Here is a 20,030-nt window from a genome sequence, read left to right on the forward strand (position 1 = left end):
ATATTTAGCATTGGTGTTTTTATTTGCGTTCATCCCGAATAAGAGATTGTAAAATTAACTGTTTCTTATTTTTCAAATGAGTTACTTCACTAGTAAAGCTAATTACTATGCATAAGCAATATTATTCATTATTGTGCAATAAAATACAGTTTAAACATCTGGCTATATATTTTTCTGTATTTCTTTCACTATCCTCATGTTTCTTGTGGGGAGGGGCGGATACATTTGTATCGCAAGTGTATATTGATATTTTAGCCACTATATCTACAGCGCTATTAGTTGTTTTGATGTTCTATTATTATATTAATAGAGTTCGCTATTTATCACTAACCTTACTTTTTGCATTCGTTTTTTCTTTGATTATTGGTTTGCCATCGATTTATCTTTACTATTTTAAAAACGCAAATCATGGGTTTGAAATAATTTGTATCTGGGGGATGTTGATCAATTCCATCCTTTACTTGCAAACAACAGAGACTGTCATAAAAGAAGAAAAAAGATATTTAACTAGTTTATTTTATATTTTGTTTTCTATTGTTGCACTGTGTCAATTATACAAAATATTAATTTATCTTATGTTTATATTGAATTCAGGAGAAGGGCATTTAGCAATTTATACTGAAAGCGAAGAATTGCTATCCCAAGTTCCATTTTTTATTCGTGCTATTAGTGGTTTTGCAGTTGTAATGTCATTGTCCACTTTTTATTTTAAAACACCGACCTACATTAAAGTTATTGCATTTGTTTTACTTGCATCTGATTTAGCTATTGGAATACGTAATAAGTTTTTCTTTTCAGTGATTTGTATTTTTATACTATATATGTACTCTAATGAGTATAGAGTAAGAAATTTATTTAAGCAACTCTCAAAACCAATATTTCTCATCGCCGGTTTTTTATGCTTCTCGATGGTATCGTATTTCCGTGAAGGGTACCAAATCGATTTTATGATTTATATTGGCATTGTTTTAGATTCGCTATCCTCTACTCTTGGGGGGATGCAGAATTTGTTTGATATGCAATCATCAGGATGGGATCAACTTCATCCCGCTGTGGTATTCACACAAGTATTACCGCTAAGCGGTCTTGGTTTTCTTGATGATCAACAAATCGCAAAAGATTTTTCAATAATTGTTTTAGGTGATGTATCCTCTGGTATTGCGTTGTCATCTTCAGGATTGTTAGAGTCATCGTTGCTGAGTCTAAACTTGGGAGTGATTATTTATTTACTGTATTTATCAGGGGTGATGCTTTTTATTAAATGGGGACTAAATAATCAACGGATAATAATAAACTTTGTTGCCATCTCCATGATATCTGGATTTTTTTATGCTGTTCGTGGTGAACTGATTTTGCCATTGGCTTTTCTTCTAAAATCATTGCCGATTGTTCTTATATCTCCATTACTTGTTAAAAATAAAATTTATCATGGTCAGTAAGTGGTTTATTTTTCGACCAGAATCTCACCAGTAGGCATGACATGATCAAAGAAATTTTCTCCGATGGCATTTTTTCGCTATTTAATAAAATATGTTACTTCGGTTTTAAAACACTTGCAATAATTCTGATTACTCGTTCCTTAGGAGAAGATGTAGGCGGAGAGTTCATTTTTTTAGTTGGTTTTCTCGAAGTCCTTCGGGTGGTTACTGATTTTGGTGTGGATCTGTTTGTTATAAAAAAATATAATGATTCTACAGATAAAATAAAACTATTAAATGTAACGTTTGCACAAAAAATTCTTTCTGGAGTAATTGTTTTACTACTGTTTTGTTTGTATTCTTTTGTTCAGGGTTATCAATATAATGTCTATATTCCTATTGTGTTAGCCTTACCTGTTGCTTTATTTTTTAATTTCTCAAATAGCTATTTTCAATCTCTCAATTCCAATAAATCTCTCACGTTTCCGATCGCAATTGCATCTATTGCAACGTGTACGATCTTCGCTATTCAGTATTTTTTAAACGTTAAATTTAACGCATGGGATTACCTGTGTGTTGAACTATTATTCGTATCGCTGGTTACACTAAAACTATTCGTTAGTGTCAAGTTTAGGTTTATTAGAACGTCAGCTTTTGATGTGCTAATGTCAATTCTTTCTTTATATAAATATACATTAAGTATAGGTCTTACAGCTGTTGTTGTAATTATTTATAGCCGTATAGATAATTTTTATCTCAAGACATTTGCCCCAGGGGATCTTGCAGCATATGGCCAGATATTTAGGATGGTTGATCCACTGGTTATGGTTTCTTCTGTATTTTCTACAGTTGCCTATGCAAGATTTTGCCGAATTAACTTACAAGAAAAAAATGCTTTTACTAAGGTGTTTCAGTTCCTGTTATGTATTGTGGCATATGGCGTGCTGAGTTCATTAGTTTATTTCTTTATAATAAAATACCTGGGTCATTTTGTATTGATTTCTAATGTTAATAATGATTTCTTGATAATGATGTTCTTGATTGTTGCATGTGTGAAATGTATCAATGGTGGTACAACTGCAATAATTCAGTCACAGGGGTTTTATAAAGTGGGTTTGTATGTTTCGTATGTTTGCATTTTGACATCGATACCAACTATGTATTTCTTAATAATGAAGTACGGTGTTAAAGGTGCTGCTATGACGATTCTGCTTGTAGAGTGTATTAGTTTCATATTACTTCTCTGCAGCTTTTTTATGATAAAAAAGATGCGTCCTAAAAAAACATTCGAAATGTAATCAATGAGTCCTCTTTGAATAGAATTAGTTTGTTCTATTTATGAACACTTAGCTTGAGTAAGTTCTAACATAGATTACTAATTGTTTGATACTATCTGCTTTACAAGCATAACCGCGTATGTCGCGGTGACCACACCTGACAGGAGTATGTAATGTCCAAGCAACAGATCGGCGTCGTCGGTATGGCAGTGATGGGGCGCAACCTGGCGCTCAACATCGAAAGCCGTGGTTATACCGTCTCCGTCTTCAACCGCTCCCGCGAAAAAACTGAAGAAGTTGTTGCCGAGAACCCGGGTAAGAAACTGGTTCCTTATTACACGGTGAAAGAGTTTGTCGAGTCTCTTGAAACCCCTCGTCGCATCCTGTTAATGGTGAAAGCAGGTGCAGGCACGGATGCTGCTATTGATTCCCTCAAACCATATCTCGATAAAGGTGACATCATCATTGATGGTGGTAACACCTTCTTCCAGGACACTATTCGTCGTAATCGTGAGCTTTCAGCAGAGGGCTTTAACTTCATCGGTACCGGTGTTTCCGGCGGTGAAGAGGGGGCGTTGAAAGGACCTTCCATCATGCCTGGTGGGCAGAAAGAAGCCTATGAACTGGTTGCACCGATCCTGACCAAAATCGCCGCAGTAGCTGAAGACGGTGAGCCATGCGTTACCTATATTGGTGCCGATGGCGCAGGTCACTATGTGAAGATGGTTCACAACGGTATTGAATACGGCGATATGCAGCTGATTGCTGAAGCCTATTCTCTGCTAAAAGGTGGCCTGAACCTCACCAACGAAGAACTGGCGCAGACTTTTACCGAGTGGAATAACGGTGAACTGAGCAGCTACCTGATCGACATCACCAAAGATATCTTCACCAAAAAAGATGAAGACGGTAACTACCTGGTTGATGTGATTCTGGATGAAGCAGCAAACAAAGGTACGGGCAAATGGACCAGCCAGAGTGCGCTGGATCTCGGCGAACCGCTGTCGCTGATAACCGAGTCTGTGTTTGCACGTTATATCTCTTCTCTGAAAGATCAGCGCGTTGCCGCGTCTAAAGTTCTCTCTGGCCCGCAAGCGCAGCCAGCAGGCGACAAGGCTGAGTTCATCGAAAAAGTTCGCCGTGCGCTGTATCTGGGCAAAATCGTTTCTTACGCTCAGGGCTTCTCTCAGCTACGCGCCGCGTCTGAAGAGTACAACTGGGATCTGAACTACGGCGAAATCGCGAAGATTTTCCGTGCTGGCTGCATCATCCGTGCGCAGTTCCTGCAGAAAATCACCGATGCTTATGCCGAAGATCCGCAGATCGCTAACCTGCTGCTGGCTCCGTACTTCAAGCAAATTGCTGATGACTACCAGCAGGCGCTGCGTGATGTCGTTGCTTATGCAGTACAAAACGGTATCCCGGTTCCGACCTTCGCCGCTGCGGTTGCCTATTACGATAGCTACCGTGCCGCTGTTCTGCCTGCGAACCTGATCCAGGCACAGCGTGACTATTTCGGTGCACATACTTATAAGCGCATTGATAAAGAAGGTGTGTTCCATACTGAATGGCTGGATTAATCTGATTTAACCAACAATAAAATTGAGGCCCGGCGTATATTGCACCGGGCTTTTTTTTTGCCAATTATCTTATAGACTAAATTTCACTGCTTAATATTAACTTAATAAATATCAGCTATTCTTATAAAGAAATTCTGAATTGTTTTTCGTTGCGTTGACCATCTTACAACGTAGCGTTAAAACTTTTAACTCTTATCAGGATGCTAAAAACATCATGATTCACAGTTAAGTTAATTCTGAGAGCATGAAATGAAAATTACCATTTCCGGTACTGGCTATGTAGGCTTGTCAAACGGGCTTCTAATCGCACAAAATCATGAGGTTGTGGCATTAGATATTTTACCGTCACGCGTTGCTATGCTGAATGATCGGATATCTCCTATTGTTGATAAGGAAATTCAGCAGTTTTTGCAATCAGATAAAATACACTTTAATGCCACATTAGATAAAAATGAAGCCTACCGGGATGCTGATTATGTCATCATCGCCACTCCAACCGACTATGATCCTAAAACTAATTATTTCAATACATCCAGTGTAGAATCAGTAATTAAAGACGTAGTTGAGATAAATCCTTATGCGGTTATGGTCATCAAATCAACGGTTCCCGTTGGTTTTACCGCAGCGATGCATAAGAAATATCGTACTGAAAATATTATTTTCTCTCCGGAATTTCTCCGTGAAGGTAAAGCCCTTTACGATAATCTCCATCCTTCACGTATTGTCATAGGTGAGCGTTCAGAACGCGCTGAACGTTTTGCTGCGTTGTTACAGGAAGGGGCGATTAAGCAAAATATCCCGACCCTGTTTACCGACTCCACTGAAGCAGAAGCGATAAAACTTTTCGCTAATACCTATCTGGCGATGCGCGTAGCGTACTTTAATGAACTGGATAGCTATGCAGAAAGTTTAGGTCTGAATACTCGCCAGATTATCGAAGGCGTTTGTCTCGATCCGCGTATTGGCAACCATTACAACAATCCGTCGTTTGGTTATGGTGGTTATTGTTTGCCGAAAGATACCAAACAGTTACTGGCGAATTATCAGTCTGTGCCGAATAACCTGATTTCGGCAATTGTCGATGCTAACCGCACGCGTAAAGATTTTATTGCCGATGCCATTTTGTCACGCAAGCCGCAAGTGGTGGGTGTTTATCGTCTGATTATGAAGAGCGGTTCAGACAACTTCCGCGCGTCTTCCATTCAGGGGATTATGAAACGTATCAAGGCGAAAGGCGTTGAAGTCATCATTTACGAACCGGTGATGAAAGAAGACTCATTCTTCAACTCTCGCCTGGAACGAGATCTCGCCACTTTCAAACAACAAGCTGACGTCATTATCTCCAATCGTATGGCAGAAGAGCTTAAGGATGTGGCAGATAAGGTATACACCCGCGATCTCTTTGGCAGCGACTAACATCTTGTTATCAGGGCTATTTACGCCCTGATTGTCTTTTGTTACTTCCTCAATAATTCATTATTTTTATCACTTATCCTATAGCATTCACGAGGATTATCGCTAAACTATGCGGACTTGGAAATTTCCGTCAGTTAGGGTAATGATGAGAGTAGAAAATAATAATGTTTCTGGGCAAAACCATGACCCGGAACAGATTGATTTGATTGATTTACTAATGCAGTTGTGGCGTGGCAAGATGACAATCATCATCTCTGTCATTGTTGCTATTGCCCTGGCTATAGGGTATCTGGCCGTTGCCAAAGAAAAGTGGACTTCCACAGCTATCGTTACTCAACCTGATGTGGGGCAAATCGCTGGCTATAACAATGCCATGAATGTTATCTATGGTCAGGCTGCACCGAAAGTGTCAGATTTGCAGGAGACGTTGATTGGTCGCTTCAGTTCTGCCTTCTCTGCATTAGCAGAAACGCTGGATAATCAGGAAGAACCAGAAAAACTTACCATCGAACCTTCTGTTAAGAACCAGCAATTACCATTGACTGTTTCTTATGTTGGGCAAACTGCAGAGGGCGCACAAATGAAGTTGGCCCAATACATTCAGCAAGTTGACGATAAAGTGAATCAAGAGCTAGAAAAGGATCTCAAAGACAACATTGCTCTGGGACGGAAAAACTTGCAGGACTCTTTAAGAACGCAGGAAGTGGTCGCGCAGGAGCAGAAAGATCTGCGTATCCGTCAGATTCAGGAAGCATTGCAGTATGCGAATCAGGCGCAGGTGACAAAACCACAGGTTCAGCAGACTGAAGATGTGACGCAAGATACGTTGTTCCTTCTTGGGAGCGAAGCACTGGAGTCGATGATTAAGCATGAGGCGACCCGTCCGTTGGTGTTCTCACCAAACTACTATCAGACTCGTCAAAACCTGCTGGATATCGAAAGCTTAAAGGTTGATGATCTTGATATTCATGCTTACCGTTATGTGATGAAACCGACGTTACCTATTCGTCGCGATAGCCCGAAAAAGGCAATTACCTTGATTCTGGCAGTGCTACTGGGTGGCATGGTTGGCGCGGGGATTGTGCTGGGGCGTAACGCTCTACGCAATTACAACGCGAAATAATCTTTGCAGTTTTAAAGAAAATGGGCAGGGTGGTGACACCTTGCCCGTTTTTTTTGCCGGATGCGATGCTGGCGCATCTTATCCAGCCAAAATGTGCAGAGCGAATAGTAGGCCCGATAAGCTTGCGCATCGGGCAATGGCTACGGATGCGACTACAACATCGCATCCGGTCAGTCCGCAACTCACTGATGCCGTTTGCGCAGGTTCTCAATCACCGTCGTTAAATCCAGCCCCTGATCCTGCAACAGCACCAGCAGGTGATACATCAAGTCAGATGCCTCGTTGGTCAGCTCAAAGCGGTCATGTACCGTTGCTGCCAGCGCAGTTTCCACCCCTTCTTCGCCCACTTTCTGCGCGATGCGTTTGGTGCCGCTGGCATACAGTTTGGCTGTGTAAGAGGTTTCCGGGTCGGCAGATTTACGTTCGGCGAGCAGTTGTTCCAGTTGATACAGGAACAGCCACTGGTGAGCGGTGTTGCCGAAGCAACTGCTGGTGCCTTTGTGGCAGGTCGGGCCGATGGGATTCGCCAGCACTAATAAAGTGTCGTTGTCGCAGTCCGACGCAATACTCACTACGTTGAGGAAATTACCCGACGTTTCGCCTTTGGTCCACAGTCGCTGTTTAGTGCGCGAGAAGAAGGTAACTTTGCCACTTTCGATGGTTTTGTCCAGAGCTTCCGGGTTCATATAGCCCAGCATTAACACTTCGCCAGATACCGCGTGTTGTACAATCACCGGCATCAGTCCGTCGGTTTTTTCCCAGTCCAGTTCGTGACGTTGTTGTTCTGTTAACATATCCTGATCTCCACGCCCTGTGATGCCAGGTACGCTTTTAATTCACTAATATTGATTATTTGTTTGTGGAATACAGAAGCTGCCAGCGCGCCGTCAACGTCGGCATCGCGGAAGGCTTCGAGGAAGTGTTCCATGGTGCCCGCGCCACCGGAGGCAATCAGCGGGACGTGGCAAACTTCACGCACTTTTTTCAGTTGATCGAGGTCGTAACCGTTTCGTACGCCGTCCTGATTCATCATGTTGAGGACGATTTCTCCGGCTCCACGTTTTTGCACTTCCTCTACCCAGTCGAGTGTTTCCCACTGAGTGACGCGGGTGCGGCTTTCATCGCCGGTATATTGATTCACATGATATTTACCGGTTTCGGCGTCGTACCAGGTATCAATACCGACCACAATACACTGCACACCAAAACGATCGGCCAGGCGAGTAATTAACGTCGGGTCCGCCAGCGCAGGGGAGTTAATGGAGATTTTATCCGCGCCAAAGGAAAGAATTTTCGCGGCATCTTCCAGAGACTTAATCCCGCCCGCCACGCAGAACGGAATGTCGATCACTTCCGCCACGCGCGATACCCAGCTTTTATCTACCACACGGCCATCGCTGGAAGCGGTGATATCGTAGAACACCAGTTCGTCTGCACCTTCTTCGGCGTAGCGTTTTGCCAGCGGTACGATATCGCCAATGATTTCATGGTTGCGAAACTGTACGCCTTTCACCACCTGACCATCACGAACGTCGAGACATGGAATTATGCGTTTTGCCAGCATGCGATGGCCTCCTTCACGGTGAATTTACCTTCCAGTAATGCGCGACCGACAATTACGCCGCGCACGCCAGTTCCACGCAGGGCAGCAACATCGTTAATGTCGCCAATGCCGCCGGATGACTGAAATGCCACCTGCGGATATCTGGCGCACACTTCTTCATATAAAGAGACGTTAGAACCTGCCAGCGTGCCGTCGCGCGAGATATCGGTACACAGCACATGTTTCAGGCCGACGGGCAGATAGGTTTCCACCAGTTGTTCCAGTGAAACGCCCGAGTTCTCTTGCCAGCCGCTGACTGCCACCTGCTTGTTGCCTTGCTCGTCAATACGGACATCCAGCGCCAGCACTAAGGCATCGGCACCGAAACGTTCAAACCAGCCTTTCACCATTTCTGGTGATTTCACCGCGGTGGAGCCGACCACCACGCGCGCAACGCCCGCTTCCAGTAACGCCGCCACGTCTTCTTCGCTACGCACGCCGCCGCCAACCTGCACCGGAACGTTAACGCCCGCGACCAGGGTTTTAATCAGTGGGATTTGACGTTTAGCCGGATCTTTTGCCCCGGTCAGATCCACCAGGTGCAGCACTTCGGCACCCTGCGCGGCGTAATCCTGCAATCGCGGCAGCGGGTCGTTACCGTAATCGCGTTGTTTGCCGTAATCGCCCTGATGGAGACGCACCACGGTGCCGTCGATTAAATCTAATGCCGGAATAATCATTACATCTCCAGGAAGTTTTTCAGCAACTTAGCGCCAGCGGCACCAGAACGCTCCGGGTGAAACTGCACGCCGTAGAAGTTATCTTTTTGTACCGCCGCGGTGAACGGTTCGCCGTAATTACACTGGGCGATGGTCCACGGATTGACTGGCATTGCGTAGCTGTGAACAAAGTAAAAGTACGCGCCGTCTTCAATCCCCTGAAACAGGCGGTTGCCTGCCTGCGGGTAAACGCGGTTCCAGCCCATATGCGGCAGTGGCAGACCAAAGTCGGTCATTTTCGGCACGTCTTCGTCGATGATGCCCAGCAAATCGACGCCGTTGCTCTCTTCGCTGCGCCGCCCCAGCAGTTGCATCCCTAAGCAGATGCCCAGCACCGGTTGGGTACAGGCTTTGATGAGATCAAACAGCTCGCGCTCACGCACCTGATCCATCGCTGCTTGTGCGGTGCCAACGCCGGGTAAAAACAGTTTATCGGCCAGCAATACTACGTCCGGGTCACGGCTGACTTTGGGTTCATAACCGTGGCGCGCAATGGCAGACTTCACCGAGTTCAAATTGGCGCAGCCGGTATCAAGGATCACCACGTTCATTACAGCACTCCTTTCGACGAGGGCAGGGTATCGCCTTCCACGCGGATGGCCTGGCGCAGGGTCCGACCAAAGGCTTTGAACAGACTCTCTACACGGTGGTGATCGTTTTTACCTTTGGTTTTCAGGTGGAGCGTCACGCCCATGGTGTAAGAGAGCGAACGGAAGAAGTGCTCGATCATCTCGGTGCTGAGATCGCCCACGCGCTGGTAGGTAAACTCGGCTTTATATTCCAGGTGCGGGCGACCAGAGATATCCAGTGCGCAGCGGGCAAGGCATTCGTCCATCGGCAGCACAAAACCGAAGCGGCAAATACCGCGTTTGTCGCCAAGAGCAATTTTTAACGCTTCGCCCAGCGCCAGGCCGGTATCTTCGACGGTGTGGTGATCGTCGATATAGAGGTCGCCTTTGACGTTGATTTCCATCCGGAAACCGCCGTGAGTAGCGATTTGATCCAGCATGTGATCAAAGAAGCCAACACCGGTGTTAATCTTGCTGCCACCTTCGCGATCCAGCCACACTTGGACGTCAATTTGCGTCTCTTTGGTGTTGCGCACTACATGGGCGTAACGGTCTCGTTTAGTGAGTTGCTCGCCAATCATTGGCCAGTTCAGGGTTTCGCGGTCGTAGCGTAAACCATTAATACCCATGTTTTCAGCCAGTTGAATATCGGTCGCGCGATCGCCAATCACATAACTGTTGGCGCGATCCATCGCTTGCTCAGCGAGATAAAGCTCCACCAGTTTTACTTTCGGCTTACGGCAGTCGCACTCATCGGCGGGCAGGTGCGGACAAATCAGCACTTCATCAAACTGCACGCCTTGTGAGGTGAAGATCTGCATCATCAGGTTGTGCGGGCCATCAAAATCCGCCTGCGGGAAACTTTGTGTTCCCAGACCATCCTGATTAGTGATCATCACCAGCTTGTAGCCTGCTTTTTGCAGCTTCAGCAGCTCCGGGATCACGCCAGGTTCAAAGGCGAGTTTGTCAAAACGGTCCACCTGAAAATCACTCGGCGGTTCGCTAATCAGGGTTCCATCGCGATCGATAAAAAGATACTTCTGACTCATTAAACTTGCTCCGCACGTAAGGCGTCAATGACGCGCTGGCTTTCTTCACGGGTTCCGACGGTAATTCGCAGGCAGCCGCTTAAAGAGGGTTGTTTATTCTGATCACGTAAGATAATGCCCTGATCCCACAAAGATTTAAACACTGCGCTGGAGGCTTTAAAGCGCGCCAGAATGTAGTTGGTTTCAGAGTCAAAAACCTGCTCCACGCAGGAGATTTCTTTCAGTGCGGCAATCAGGTATTCGCGCTCTGCAATAATTTGCGCCACCCGTTCGCGCATGGCGACGATCCCCTGCGGGCTTAACGCCTGGGCCGCAATGTCGGCAACCGGCGTCGAGAGCGGGTAGGGGGCGATCACTTTCATTAGCAGGTTGATGACTTCTTCGTTTGCCAGCGTAAATCCGCAACGAAGCCCCGCCAGAGCAAAAGCTTTCGACAGTGTGCGCAATATAGCCAGGTGCGGATATTCCGCCAGCCAGCCAGCCAGCGATGCCTGCGGGCAAAACTCTATATAGGCTTCATCGGCAACCACAATCGCTTTACCGCGCGTTAACTCCAGCAGAGTGCGAAAATCTTGCGGATTGATCAGTTGCCCGGTCGGGTTGTTGGGGCTGCAAACGTAGACCACTTTCACACCGTCCAGCTTGTCGGAAATGCCCTGTAAGTCCAGTTGCCAGTTTTCCAGCGTCGGCACTGTGCGGCACTCGACGCCAATGGTTTCAGCGCTGACGCTGTACATGCCGTACGTTGGCGGGCAGTAGAGGATGGCGTCTTTACCCGGTTCGCAAAAAGCGCGGATCAGCAGTTCAATACCTTCGTCCGCGCCACGGCTGACGAGCACCTGTTCCGGTTTTACGCCTGCATATTGCGCGTAATTTTCAATCACCGCTTTTGGCTGACATTCCGGATAGCGGTTGAGCGTTTGTTGAGTGAGCTGAAACTCCACGGCTGTGGGATATTCGTTGGCGTTCAGCCAGACGTCGCCGTTACCGCCCAGACGACGCGCCGACTGATACGGCGTCAGGTTGCGGACGTTTTCACGCGCTAAATCGGTAATAGTCACGGTGCTCATGCTTGCTCCTTAAGGGCGTTAACACGCAAAGTAACGGCATTTTTGTGGGCGGTCAGGCGCTCGGCGGCGGCCAGTGTTTCAATGGTCGAAGCCAGCGCGGAGAAACCTTCTTTCGACAGTTCCTGCACGGTCATGCGCTTCTGGAAATCTGCCAGCCCGAGGCTGGAACAGGTGGCAGTGTAACCGTAAGTCGGCAGAACGTGGTTGGTGCCGGAGGCGTAATCACCTGCCGATTCCGGTGACCAGTCACCCAGAAATACCGAACCGGCGCTGGTGATGCCATCGACCAGATCGCGGGCGTTGCGGGTCTGGATGATCAGGTGCTCCGGGCCGTACTGGTTGGAGATCTCTACGCACTGCGCTAAATCTTTAGTCACAATCAGGCGGCTGGCGCTCAGTGCCTGGCGGGCGGTTTCAGCTCTCGGCAGTTCTGCCAGTTGGCGTTCGACAGCTTCGGCTACGCGACGCGCCATCTCAGCATCGGGCGTCAGTAAAATCACCTGAGAGTCCGGGCCGTGTTCAGCCTGGGAAAGCAAATCAGAAGCCACGAAATCCGGCGTAGCGCCGCTGTCAGCAATCACCAGCACTTCCGACGGGCCTGCGGGCATATCGATCGCCGCACCGTCCAGACGCTGGCTTACCTGGCGTTTTGCCTCGGTGACAAAGGCGTTGCCTGGCCCGAAGATTTTGTCCACTTTCGGCACAGATTCCGTACCAAACGCCAGTGCGGCAATGGCCTGTGCGCCGCCGACGTTAAACACGTCCTGCACGCCGCACAGCTGCGCCGCGTAAAGAATTTCATCGGCAATCGGCGGCGGTGAGCACAGCACCACTTTTTTACAGCCCGCTATACGCGCCGGAGTCGCCAGCATTAATACCGTTGAGAAGAGCGGGGCGGAGCCGCCAGGAATATACAAACCCACTGAAGCCACCGGGCGCGTGACCTGCTGGCAACGCACGCCTGGCTGCGTTTCGACATCTACCGGCGGCAGTTTTTGCGCAGTGTGGAAGGTTTCAATGTTCTTTACTGCCACCGCCATCGCCTGTTTTAGCTCGTCGCTCAGGCGTTCGCTGGCGGCGGCGATCTCCTCAGCAGACACCTTCAGCGCGGTAACCGTGGTTTTATCAAACTTCGCGCTGTATTCCCGCAGGGCCTCATCGCCGCGTGCTTTCACGTTATCGAGAATATCGTTAACAGTGCGGGTAATGCTTTCAGAAGCGGAGATCGCCGGGCGCATTAACAGCTGGCGTTGTTGCTCCGCAGTACAGCTATTCCAGTCAATGATTGTGTTAAAGCTCATGGCGATCACTCCATCATCTTCTCAATCGGCAGCACCAGGATTGAACTGGCACCCAGCGCTTTCAGTTTTTCCATCGTTTCCCAGAACAGGGTTTCGCTACTGACCATGTGCATCGCTACGCGCTGTTGATCACCTGCCAGCGGCAGAATAGTTGGGCGTTCGGCACCTGGCAGCAGGGCGATGACTTCATCCAGGCGTTCGGTCGGTGCGTGCATCATGATGTATTTTGATTCGCGCGCCTGGATCACACCCTGAATACGGGTCAGCAGTTTGTCGATCAGTTGCTGTTTGGATCCTTCCATTTCGCCATCGCGTTGGATCAGGCAGGCTTTCGAGCGGTAGATAACTTCGACTTCGCGCAGGCCGTTAGCTTCCAGCGTGGCACCGGTGGAAACCAGATCGCAAATCGCATCTGCCAGTCCGGCACGCGGGGCGACTTCGACAGAACCGTTCAGTAAGCAGGATTTAAAAGAGATGCCTTTCTGGTCGAGATAACGCTTGAGCAGGTGAGGATAAGAGGTGGCGATACGTTTACCGTTTAAGGAGAGCGGACCGTCCCAGGCTTCATCAACCGGCGTTGCCAGCGAAAGGCGGCAGCCGCCGAAATCCAGTCGACGCAGGGTAAAGTAGCGCGGATCTTCACCCTGGGCGCGGCGGTTAAGCAGCTCTTCTTCCAGCACGTTTTCGCCGATAATCCCAAGGTCTACCACGCCGTCCATTACCAGACCGGGAATGTCGTCATCACGTACGCGCAGAATATCAATCGGCATGTTTTCTGCCATCGCGATCAGGCGCTGGGTGTGAAGATTGATTTTAATGCCACAGCGCGCCAGCAATTCGCGTGAGTCATCACTTAAACGGCCGGATTTCTGCATAGCTATGCGTAAACGAGTGTTGTCTGTCATTTTCTTATTCCTCTTTAAACCTGTCTGAACCGTTATCAACCGCGCAATAAAAAAGCCCCCGGAAGGTGATCTTCCGGGGGCTTTCTCATGCGTTCATGCACCACTGGAAGATCTGAATGTCTTCCAGCACACATCGCCTGAAAGACTAGTCAGGATGATGGTGATGATGGTGGTGTTTAAATTGAACGCGTGTCATAAAAGTCTCTGTGAATGTTTATTCAACTGATGTCTTTTAACCTAAACCACTTTCACGTTAGAAAGCAAGGGCTTTTTTATATATTTTATGGCGATGGATTTGTTTAATGAATGAGCGGGGAAAGGAGGGGGCTAAGAGGAGTGTCCCCTAACCTGACGGCACCCAAAATAGCGAAACCTGGATTTTTCGTCTCACTGACAATGTCTTGATCTACAGACTAATTAATAAATAGTTAATTAACGCCTATCATTGTACAATGAACTGTACAAAAGAGGAGATTGAAATGCGTACAATTAGCTACAGCGAAGCGCGCCAGAATTTGTCGGCAACAATGATGAAAGCCGTTGAAGATCATGCCCCGATCCTTATTACTCGTCAGAATGGAGAGGCTTGTGTTCTGATGTCACTCGAAGAATACAACTCGCTGGAAGAGACGGCTTATCTACTGCGCTCCCCCGCTAACGCCCGGAGATTGATGGACTCAATCGATAGCCTGAAATCAGGCAAAGGAACGGAAAAGGACATTATTGAGTGAAACTAATCTGGTCTGAGGAGTCATGGGATGATTATCTGTACTGGCAGGAAACAGATAAGCGAATTGTTAAAAAGATCATTGAACTTATCAAAGATACCCGCAGAACACCATTTGAAGGTAAGGGGAAGCCAGAACCCCTGAAGCATAATTTGTCAGGCTTCTGGTCCCGACGCATTACAGAGGAGCACCGTCTGGTATACGCGGTTACCGACGATTCACTGCTCATTGCAGCATGTCGTTATCATTATTGAACAGATTCATTCATAGAATGAATTGTCAGTTTTGATACGCTAGCGTAGCCTTATAGATCTAAGGTGTATCAGGAGATAACGGATGAAAAAGGTCGCAATTGTCGGGTTAGGGTGGTTAGGCATGCCGCTGGCGATGTCACTTTCAGCGCGAGGCTGGCAAGTCACCGGGAGTAAAACCACGCAAGATGGTGTCGAAGCGGCCCGAATGAGTGGCATTGATAGTTATCTGCTTCGCATGGAGCCTGAGTTAGTTTGCGATTCTGACGATCTGGATGCCCTGATGGATACCGATGCGCTGGTCATTACGCTTCCGGCACGTCGTAGCGGCCCCGGCGATGAGTTCTATTTACAAGCGGTACAAGAGTTAGTGGATAGCGCGCTGGCCCATCGTATTCCCCGCATTATTTTCACCAGCTCAACATCTGTCTATGGCGATGCGCAAGGCACGGTGAAAGAAACTACCCCGCGTAATCCGGTGACCAACAGTGGACGAGTATTAGAAGAGCTCGAAGACTGGCTGCACAATTTACCCGGTACTTCGGTCGATATTCTGCGTCTTGCGGGGCTGGTCGGACCGGGACGTCATCCCGGACGCTTCTTTGCCGGAAAAACCGCCCCTGATGGTGAACATGGTGTTAATTTAGTCCATTTAGAAGATGTTATTGGCGCTATCACTCTGTTGTTACAGGCACCTAAAGGCGGACACATCTATAATATATGTGCGCCAGATCACCCTGCGCGTAATGTTTTCTATCCGCAGATGGCCCGTTTACTGGGGCTGGAACCTCCGCAGTTCAGAAATAGTCTGGACAGCGGCAAAGGTAAGATTATTGATGGCAGTCGGATTTGTAATGAACTGGGATTTGAATACCAGTATCCCGATCCGCTGGTAATGCCGCTGGAGTAAACGATCACGCCAGCAGGACGCCGCATGCACTGCAAGGGGGCGTGTATGAAACCACTGCTGGATGTGTTGATGATCCTCGATGCCTTAGAAAAAGAAGGCAGTTTTGCGGCGGCGTCGGCCAAACTCTACAAGACGCCGTCCGCTCTGAGTTACACCGTTCACAAGTTGGAAAGCGACCTTAATATTCAATTGCTTGATCGTAGCGGACACCGCGCTAAATTCACCCGCACCGGAAAAATGTTATTAGAGAAAGGGCGGGAAGTTCTGCATACCGTGCGGGAACTGGAAAAGCAGGCGATCAAACTGCATGAAGGCTGGGAAAACGAGCTGGTGATTGGTGTGGACGACACCTTCCCTTTTTCTCTGCTTGCGCCACTCATTGAAGCTTTTTATCAACATCATAGTGTGACGCGCCTGAAGTTTATCAATGGCGTACTCGGTGGTTCCTGGGATGCCCTGACTCAGGGGCGAGCGGATATTATTGTTGGCGCGATGCATGAGCCACCATCTTCCAGTGAGTTTGGTTTCTCGCGGTTAGGCGATCTGGAACAAGTCTTTGCGGTCGCGCCACATCATCCGTTAGCCCTGGAAGAAGAACCGTTAAACCGTCGTATCATTAAGCGATATCGGGCGATTGTGGTGGGGGATACTGCGCAGGCAGGCGCTTCTACGGCCTCACAACTTCTCGACGAACAAGAAGCCATTACCGTTTTCGATTTTAAAACCAAGCTGGAGCTGCAAATTAGCGGCCTTGGCTGCGGCTATTTACCCCGTTATCTGGCGCAACGTTTTCTCGATAGTGGCGCGTTAATCGAGAAGAAAGTGGTTGCCCAAACTCTCTTTGAACCCGTCTGGATTGGCTGGAACGAACAGACCGCAGGGCTTGCCAGCGGCTGGTGGCGAGATGAAATTTTAGCAAATAGTGCGATCGCCGGTGTTTATGCAAAATCTGATGACGGAAAATCAGCCATTTAAAGAAAAATTATTATGACAAGCCTCTCATTCTCTTGTCATTTCCCCCCCATTTAGGCACAATGCGCCGCTGTCAAAAAATGACTAAAAACCGACGTTTCATCAGCGTCGGTTATTTTTTGCTTCAAACCAATCATTCATACCAAGAGGCCGGGCTTCGTACCGGATAGATATTTACTAAAAATCGACAGTTGTTGTCGCTGAGGAATCCAAAAAAATGGGGCAATTTTTTGCTTACGCGACGGTTATCACCGTAAAGGAGAATGACCATGTCGCATAACGTTACTCCAAACACCTCTCGCGTGGAATTGCGTAAAACGCTTACGTTAGTTCCGGTTGTAATGATGGGTCTTGCCTATATGCAGCCGATGACGCTGTTTGATACTTTTGGTATCGTTTCAGGCCTCACGGATGGTCATGTGCCGACAGCCTATGCGTTCGCATTGATTGCGATCCTGTTTACGGCTCTGAGCTACGGGAAGCTGGTTCGCCGCTATCCTTCTGCTGGCTCTGCATACACTTACGCCCAGAAATCCATTAGCCCGACTGTCGGCTTTATGGTGGGTTGGTCTTCTCTGCTCGACTATCTGTTCGCGCCGATGATCAACATTCTGCTGGCGAAAATCTATTTTGAAGCTCTGGTGCCTTCCATTCCATCGTGGATGTTTGTGGTGGCGCTGGTGGCCTTTATGACCGCCTTTAACCTGCGTAGTCTGAAATCCGTAGCGAACTTCAACACTGTAATCGTCGTGTTGCAGGTAGTGCTGATCGCGGTGATCCTGGGCATGGTTGTTTATGGCGTATTTGAAGGTGAAGGCGCGGGTACGCTGGCGAGCACTCGTCCGTTCTGGTCTGGCGATGCGCATGTTATCCCGATGATTACCGGGGCGACAATCCTGTGCTTCTCCTTTACCGGCTTTGACGGCATCAGCAACCTGTCGGAAGAAACCAAAGATGCAGAGCGCGTGATCCCGCGTGCGATTTTCCTGACCGCGCTGATCGGCGGCATGATCTTCATCTTTGCAACTTACTTCCTGCAACTGTATTTCCCGGATATCTCTCGCTTTAAAGATCCGGATGCGTCACAGCCTGAAATCATGCTGTACGTTGCGGGTAAAGCGTTCCAGGTTGGCGCGCTGATCTTCTCCACCATTACCGTACTGGCGTCCGGTATGGCGGCGCACGCAGGCGTAGCGCGTCTGATGTACGTAATGGGGCGTGATGGCGTGTTCCCGAAAAGCTTCTTCGGTTATGTACACCCGAAATGGCGTACTCCGGCGATGAACATCATCCTGGTTGGCGCGATTGCTCTGCTGGCAATCAACTTCGACCTGGTAATGGCTACGGCGCTGATTAACTTTGGTGCGCTGGTGGCGTTCACCTTCGTTAACCTGTCGGTTATTTCGCAGTTCTGGATTCGTGAGAAGCGTAACAAGACGCTGAAAGATCACTTCCAGTATCTGTTCCTGCCGATGTGTGGTGCGCTGACCGTTGGTGCGCTGTGGGTTAACCTGGAAGAAAGCTCAATGGTTCTGGGTCTGATCTGGGCGGCTATCGGCCTGATTTACCTGGCTTGCGTAACCAAGAGTTTCCGCAACCCGGTTCCGCAGTACGAAGACGTAGCATAATCTTACAAGCCGGATGACATAATCATCCGGTAAATCTCAAAAAGCCGGAGTTTATCGCTCCGGTTTTTTTTGTTTCAGACGATCTCTTCCGCGTACTGCCAAAGTGCTTTTAACAGCGTCACTTTCTCTTTGTCATCGGCATATTGTTGTACCAGCATCTGCAATTCATCAGCATAACCCTGCAAAAACTCTGGCGTGAAGACCTGGCGGCGGTGCTCCAGCCAGCGTTGCTGCTCGGCATAATCCAGCGTCCCCGGGAAGTTGCGTGCCCGATAATTGAACAACAGCTTTTCAATCCGTTTATCAACAAAAGTGATATCCAGTGCCGGTAAATTACGCGGCTCGGTTTCCAGCACAATTTTCATTGCTGCACGATCGGCGTCACTGAAAAAGCCATTATAAAGCTGTGCATCCACGTTATCTGAAGGCGTAAACGGTTCGGCTTCCGCGAATATCGCCACCACTTTTTCACGCACTTGCGGATTTTCACGCAGAATTTTTAGGTTATCGAGGCAATGCTGACGATTAATTCCCAGTCGGTCAGCATCTTCCGGGCGTAGCGTATTCGCCTGGGCCAGCACCGGACATTTATTGATATGCACCAGTTTAACCGGAACGGCGGCGTTATCGCCAAGATCGGTTTTTGCGGTATATAGACGCTCGCGCAATGTGTCGCTATCCAGTTCCAGTAATGGCGAAATGTCTCCTGCCAAATCCACCATAATTACGGCATTGCGATTTTCAGGATGCCACGCCAGCGGTGCTACCCAGCTGGTATTGCCGCGCCATGCCCCAAACATTCCGGAAACGTGAACCAGGGGTTTCATCTGCGGAACATCAATCAACGCCATCAGTTTGTGTTTATTACGATGGGTAAAGAGATAATCAAACAGGCGTGGCTGACGCGTTTTTACCAGTTTTGCCATCGAAATAGTGGCGTACACATCAGCCATCGCATCGTGTGCGTTGCTATGTTCAATACCATTCGCTTTGGTTAAATGCTCAAGGCGAAAGCTCGGTAGACCGTCATCATTTTCAGGCCAGTTTATTCCTTCCGGGCGCAGGGCATAACAGGCACGCATAACATCCAGTAAATCCCAGCGCGAGTTATCATGCTGCCAGCTCCAGGCGTAAGGATCGTAGAAATTACGATAAAAAACGTTGCGTGTGACTTCGTCGTCGAAACGCACATTGTTGTAGCCCAGAATACAGGTCTTCGGTACGGTAAAAAGCGAGTGAATACGGGCGGCAAACGCGGCTTCGTTTTCTCCTTTCGCCCGTGCTTCCTGCGGGGTAATACCGGTAATTAATACTGCTCCAGGCTGGGGTAAATAGTCATCCGCGGGCTTGCAGTAAAAGACTTCGGGTTCGCCGATGACATTGAATTCGCTATCGGTGCGAATGGCTGCGAACTGTGCAGGGCGATCTAACGCGGGGTGCGTGCCAAAGGTTTCGTAATCGTGAAACAAAAAGGTAGATTGTTGCTTACCGTCATTCATCATTAGGTTAAA

The 20,030-nt window shown here is 48.2% G+C and carries 21 protein-coding genes and 1 other annotated feature; of the genes, 11 read left to right on the forward strand and 10 right to left on the reverse strand.

The window, feature by feature from the left end; all coding sequences use genetic code 11:
- The first annotated feature begins 107 nt into the window (after positions 1–107).
- From wzy to wzzB, 5 genes are all read left to right on the forward strand, one after another.
- A complete protein-coding gene (gene wzy / locus ACJHYR_RS17525; protein ID WP_000549530.1) occupies positions 108–1,439 on the forward strand; it encodes an O17/O44/O73/O77/O106 family O-antigen polymerase in 1,332 nt (443 codons plus the stop codon).
- A 41-nt stretch (positions 1,440–1,480) separates the two neighbouring features.
- The gene (gene wzx, locus ACJHYR_RS17530) at positions 1,481–2,716 is read left to right on the forward strand and encodes an O17/O44/O73/O77/O106 family O-antigen flippase (protein WP_000588762.1); all 1,236 of its coding nucleotides are present in this window, start codon (positions 1,481–1,483) and stop codon (positions 2,714–2,716) included.
- A 152-nt stretch (positions 2,717–2,868) separates the two neighbouring features.
- Positions 2,869–4,275, forward strand: coding sequence for an NADP-dependent phosphogluconate dehydrogenase (gndA, locus tag ACJHYR_RS17535; RefSeq protein WP_000043549.1), 1,407 nt, complete (start codon positions 2,869–2,871; stop codon positions 4,273–4,275).
- A gap of 249 nt (positions 4,276–4,524) precedes the next feature.
- Positions 4,525–5,691 (forward strand): UDP-glucose 6-dehydrogenase, encoded by a 1,167-nt coding sequence (gene ugd / locus ACJHYR_RS17540; RefSeq protein WP_000704865.1) that lies wholly within the window; start codon positions 4,525–4,527, stop codon positions 5,689–5,691.
- A gap of 145 nt (positions 5,692–5,836) precedes the next feature.
- A complete protein-coding gene (gene wzzB, locus ACJHYR_RS17545; protein ID WP_001306409.1) occupies positions 5,837–6,814 on the forward strand; it encodes an LPS O-antigen chain length determinant protein WzzB in 978 nt (325 codons plus the stop codon).
- Positions 6,815–6,996: 182 nt separating this feature from the next.
- Here wzzB and hisIE read toward each other — a convergent pair whose 3' ends face one another.
- From hisIE to hisL, 9 genes are all read right to left on the reverse strand, one after another.
- Entirely contained in the window at positions 6,997–7,608 is a 612-nt protein-coding gene (hisIE, locus tag ACJHYR_RS17550) for a bifunctional phosphoribosyl-AMP cyclohydrolase/phosphoribosyl-ATP diphosphatase HisIE (RefSeq protein WP_000954832.1), read from the reverse strand.
- On the reverse strand, positions 7,602–8,378 hold the full coding sequence (gene hisF / locus ACJHYR_RS17555; RefSeq protein WP_000880172.1) for an imidazole glycerol phosphate synthase subunit HisF: 777 nt from the start codon (positions 8,376–8,378) through the stop codon (positions 7,602–7,604). The genes hisIE and hisF overlap by 7 nt, the downstream gene beginning before the upstream one ends.
- Entirely contained in the window at positions 8,360–9,097 is a 738-nt protein-coding gene (gene hisA, locus ACJHYR_RS17560) for a 1-(5-phosphoribosyl)-5-[(5-phosphoribosylamino)methylideneamino]imidazole-4-carboxamide isomerase (RefSeq protein ID WP_000586449.1), read from the reverse strand. Before hisA ends, hisF begins: the two co-directional genes overlap by 19 nt.
- Positions 9,097–9,687 (reverse strand): imidazole glycerol phosphate synthase subunit HisH, encoded by a 591-nt coding sequence (gene hisH, locus ACJHYR_RS17565; protein ID WP_001103560.1) that lies wholly within the window; start codon positions 9,685–9,687, stop codon positions 9,097–9,099. The genes hisA and hisH overlap by 1 nt, the downstream gene beginning before the upstream one ends.
- The gene (gene hisB / locus ACJHYR_RS17570) at positions 9,687–10,754 is read right to left on the reverse strand and encodes a bifunctional histidinol-phosphatase/imidazoleglycerol-phosphate dehydratase HisB (protein ID WP_000080071.1); all 1,068 of its coding nucleotides are present in this window, start codon (positions 10,752–10,754) and stop codon (positions 9,687–9,689) included. The genes hisH and hisB overlap by 1 nt, the downstream gene beginning before the upstream one ends.
- Positions 10,754–11,824 carry a histidinol-phosphate transaminase gene (hisC, locus tag ACJHYR_RS17575; protein ID WP_000108970.1) on the reverse strand — a complete coding sequence of 357 codons (1,071 nt, stop codon included), beginning with the start codon at positions 11,822–11,824 and terminating at the stop codon, positions 10,754–10,756. The genes hisB and hisC overlap by 1 nt, the downstream gene beginning before the upstream one ends.
- Positions 11,821–13,125, reverse strand: a complete 1,305-nt coding sequence (hisD, locus tag ACJHYR_RS17580; RefSeq protein ID WP_001306412.1) for a histidinol dehydrogenase — start codon at positions 13,123–13,125, stop codon at positions 11,821–11,823. Before hisD ends, hisC begins: the two co-directional genes overlap by 4 nt.
- A gap of 5 nt (positions 13,126–13,130) precedes the next feature.
- On the reverse strand, positions 13,131–14,030 hold the full coding sequence (gene hisG, locus ACJHYR_RS17585; protein WP_000131789.1) for an ATP phosphoribosyltransferase: 900 nt from the start codon (positions 14,028–14,030) through the stop codon (positions 13,131–13,133).
- Positions 14,031–14,076: 46 nt separating this feature from the next.
- Positions 14,077–14,200 (reverse strand) — a sequence feature (His leader region).
- The gene (gene hisL / locus ACJHYR_RS17590) at positions 14,176–14,226 is read right to left on the reverse strand and encodes a his operon leader peptide (protein ID WP_001364200.1); all 51 of its coding nucleotides are present in this window, start codon (positions 14,224–14,226) and stop codon (positions 14,176–14,178) included. Its footprint overlaps the feature before it by 25 nt.
- Before the next feature lie 283 nt (positions 14,227–14,509).
- On the opposite strand from hisL, the gene yefM reads away from it, so the two are divergent.
- The 6 genes from yefM (at position 14,510) to plaP (ending at position 18,519) form a co-directional block, all read left to right on the forward strand.
- Positions 14,510–14,761: a YoeB-YefM toxin-antitoxin system antitoxin YefM gene (gene yefM, locus ACJHYR_RS17595; RefSeq protein ID WP_001259255.1), complete on the forward strand. Its 252-nt coding sequence runs from the start codon at positions 14,510–14,512 to the stop codon at positions 14,759–14,761.
- Positions 14,758–15,012: a type II toxin-antitoxin system mRNA interferase toxin YoeB gene (yoeB, locus tag ACJHYR_RS17600; protein WP_000767820.1), complete on the forward strand. Its 255-nt coding sequence runs from the start codon at positions 14,758–14,760 to the stop codon at positions 15,010–15,012. The genes yefM and yoeB overlap by 4 nt, the downstream gene beginning before the upstream one ends.
- An 82-nt stretch (positions 15,013–15,094) precedes the next feature.
- Positions 15,095–15,919: an SDR family oxidoreductase gene (locus tag ACJHYR_RS17605; protein ID WP_000754757.1), complete on the forward strand. Its 825-nt coding sequence runs from the start codon at positions 15,095–15,097 to the stop codon at positions 15,917–15,919.
- Between the two features lie 45 nt (positions 15,920–15,964).
- Positions 15,965–16,894 (forward strand): LysR substrate-binding domain-containing protein, encoded by a 930-nt coding sequence (locus ACJHYR_RS17610; RefSeq protein ID WP_000803351.1) that lies wholly within the window; start codon positions 15,965–15,967, stop codon positions 16,892–16,894.
- Positions 16,895–17,108: 214 nt separating this feature from the next.
- A complete protein-coding gene (gene yoeI / locus ACJHYR_RS17615) occupies positions 17,109–17,171 on the forward strand; it encodes a membrane protein YoeI (protein ID WP_010723108.1) in 63 nt (20 codons plus the stop codon).
- On the forward strand, positions 17,161–18,519 hold the full coding sequence (gene plaP, locus ACJHYR_RS17620) for a putrescine/proton symporter PlaP (protein WP_000019197.1): 1,359 nt from the start codon (positions 17,161–17,163) through the stop codon (positions 18,517–18,519). The genes yoeI and plaP overlap by 11 nt, the downstream gene beginning before the upstream one ends.
- A gap of 74 nt (positions 18,520–18,593) precedes the next feature.
- Here plaP and sbcB read toward each other — a convergent pair whose 3' ends face one another.
- Entirely contained in the window at positions 18,594–20,021 is a 1,428-nt protein-coding gene (gene sbcB, locus ACJHYR_RS17625; protein ID WP_000980626.1) for an exodeoxyribonuclease I, read from the reverse strand.
- Between the last annotated feature and the right edge of the window lie 9 nt (positions 20,022–20,030).

Source organism: Escherichia sp. WS1450, assembly GCF_046487395.1.
GTDB lineage: Bacteria > Pseudomonadota > Gammaproteobacteria > Enterobacterales > Enterobacteriaceae > Escherichia > Escherichia coli.

What these genes read in the sequence shown, in the direction of transcription:
- wzy (WP_000549530.1), top strand. Translation starts at nt 108, where the DNA reads ATGCATAAGCAATATTATTCATTATTGTGCAATAAAATACAGTTTAAA.
- wzx (WP_000588762.1), top strand. Translation starts at nt 1,481, where the DNA reads ATGATCAAAGAAATTTTCTCCGATGGCATTTTTTCGCTATTTAATAAA.
- gndA (WP_000043549.1), top strand. Translation starts at nt 2,869, where the DNA reads ATGTCCAAGCAACAGATCGGCGTCGTCGGTATGGCAGTGATGGGGCGC.
- ugd (WP_000704865.1), top strand. Translation starts at nt 4,525, where the DNA reads ATGAAAATTACCATTTCCGGTACTGGCTATGTAGGCTTGTCAAACGGG.
- wzzB (WP_001306409.1), top strand. Translation starts at nt 5,837, where the DNA reads ATGAGAGTAGAAAATAATAATGTTTCTGGGCAAAACCATGACCCGGAA.
- hisIE (WP_000954832.1), bottom strand. Translation starts at nt 7,608, where the DNA reads ATGTTAACAGAACAACAACGTCACGAACTGGACTGGGAAAAAACCGAC.
- hisF (WP_000880172.1), bottom strand. Translation starts at nt 8,378, where the DNA reads ATGCTGGCAAAACGCATAATTCCATGTCTCGACGTTCGTGATGGTCAG.
- hisA (WP_000586449.1), bottom strand. Translation starts at nt 9,097, where the DNA reads ATGATTATTCCGGCATTAGATTTAATCGACGGCACCGTGGTGCGTCTC.
- hisH (WP_001103560.1), bottom strand. Translation starts at nt 9,687, where the DNA reads ATGAACGTGGTGATCCTTGATACCGGCTGCGCCAATTTGAACTCGGTG.
- hisB (WP_000080071.1), bottom strand. Translation starts at nt 10,754, where the DNA reads ATGAGTCAGAAGTATCTTTTTATCGATCGCGATGGAACCCTGATTAGC.
- hisC (WP_000108970.1), bottom strand. Translation starts at nt 11,824, where the DNA reads ATGAGCACCGTGACTATTACCGATTTAGCGCGTGAAAACGTCCGCAAC.
- hisD (WP_001306412.1), bottom strand. Translation starts at nt 13,125, where the DNA reads ATGAGCTTTAACACAATCATTGACTGGAATAGCTGTACTGCGGAGCAA.
- hisG (WP_000131789.1), bottom strand. Translation starts at nt 14,030, where the DNA reads ATGACAGACAACACTCGTTTACGCATAGCTATGCAGAAATCCGGCCGT.
- yefM (WP_001259255.1), top strand. Translation starts at nt 14,510, where the DNA reads ATGCGTACAATTAGCTACAGCGAAGCGCGCCAGAATTTGTCGGCAACA.
- ACJHYR_RS17605 (WP_000754757.1), top strand. Translation starts at nt 15,095, where the DNA reads ATGAAAAAGGTCGCAATTGTCGGGTTAGGGTGGTTAGGCATGCCGCTG.
- ACJHYR_RS17610 (WP_000803351.1), top strand. Translation starts at nt 15,965, where the DNA reads ATGAAACCACTGCTGGATGTGTTGATGATCCTCGATGCCTTAGAAAAA.
- plaP (WP_000019197.1), top strand. Translation starts at nt 17,161, where the DNA reads ATGTCGCATAACGTTACTCCAAACACCTCTCGCGTGGAATTGCGTAAA.
- sbcB (WP_000980626.1), bottom strand. Translation starts at nt 20,021, where the DNA reads ATGATGAATGACGGTAAGCAACAATCTACCTTTTTGTTTCACGATTAC.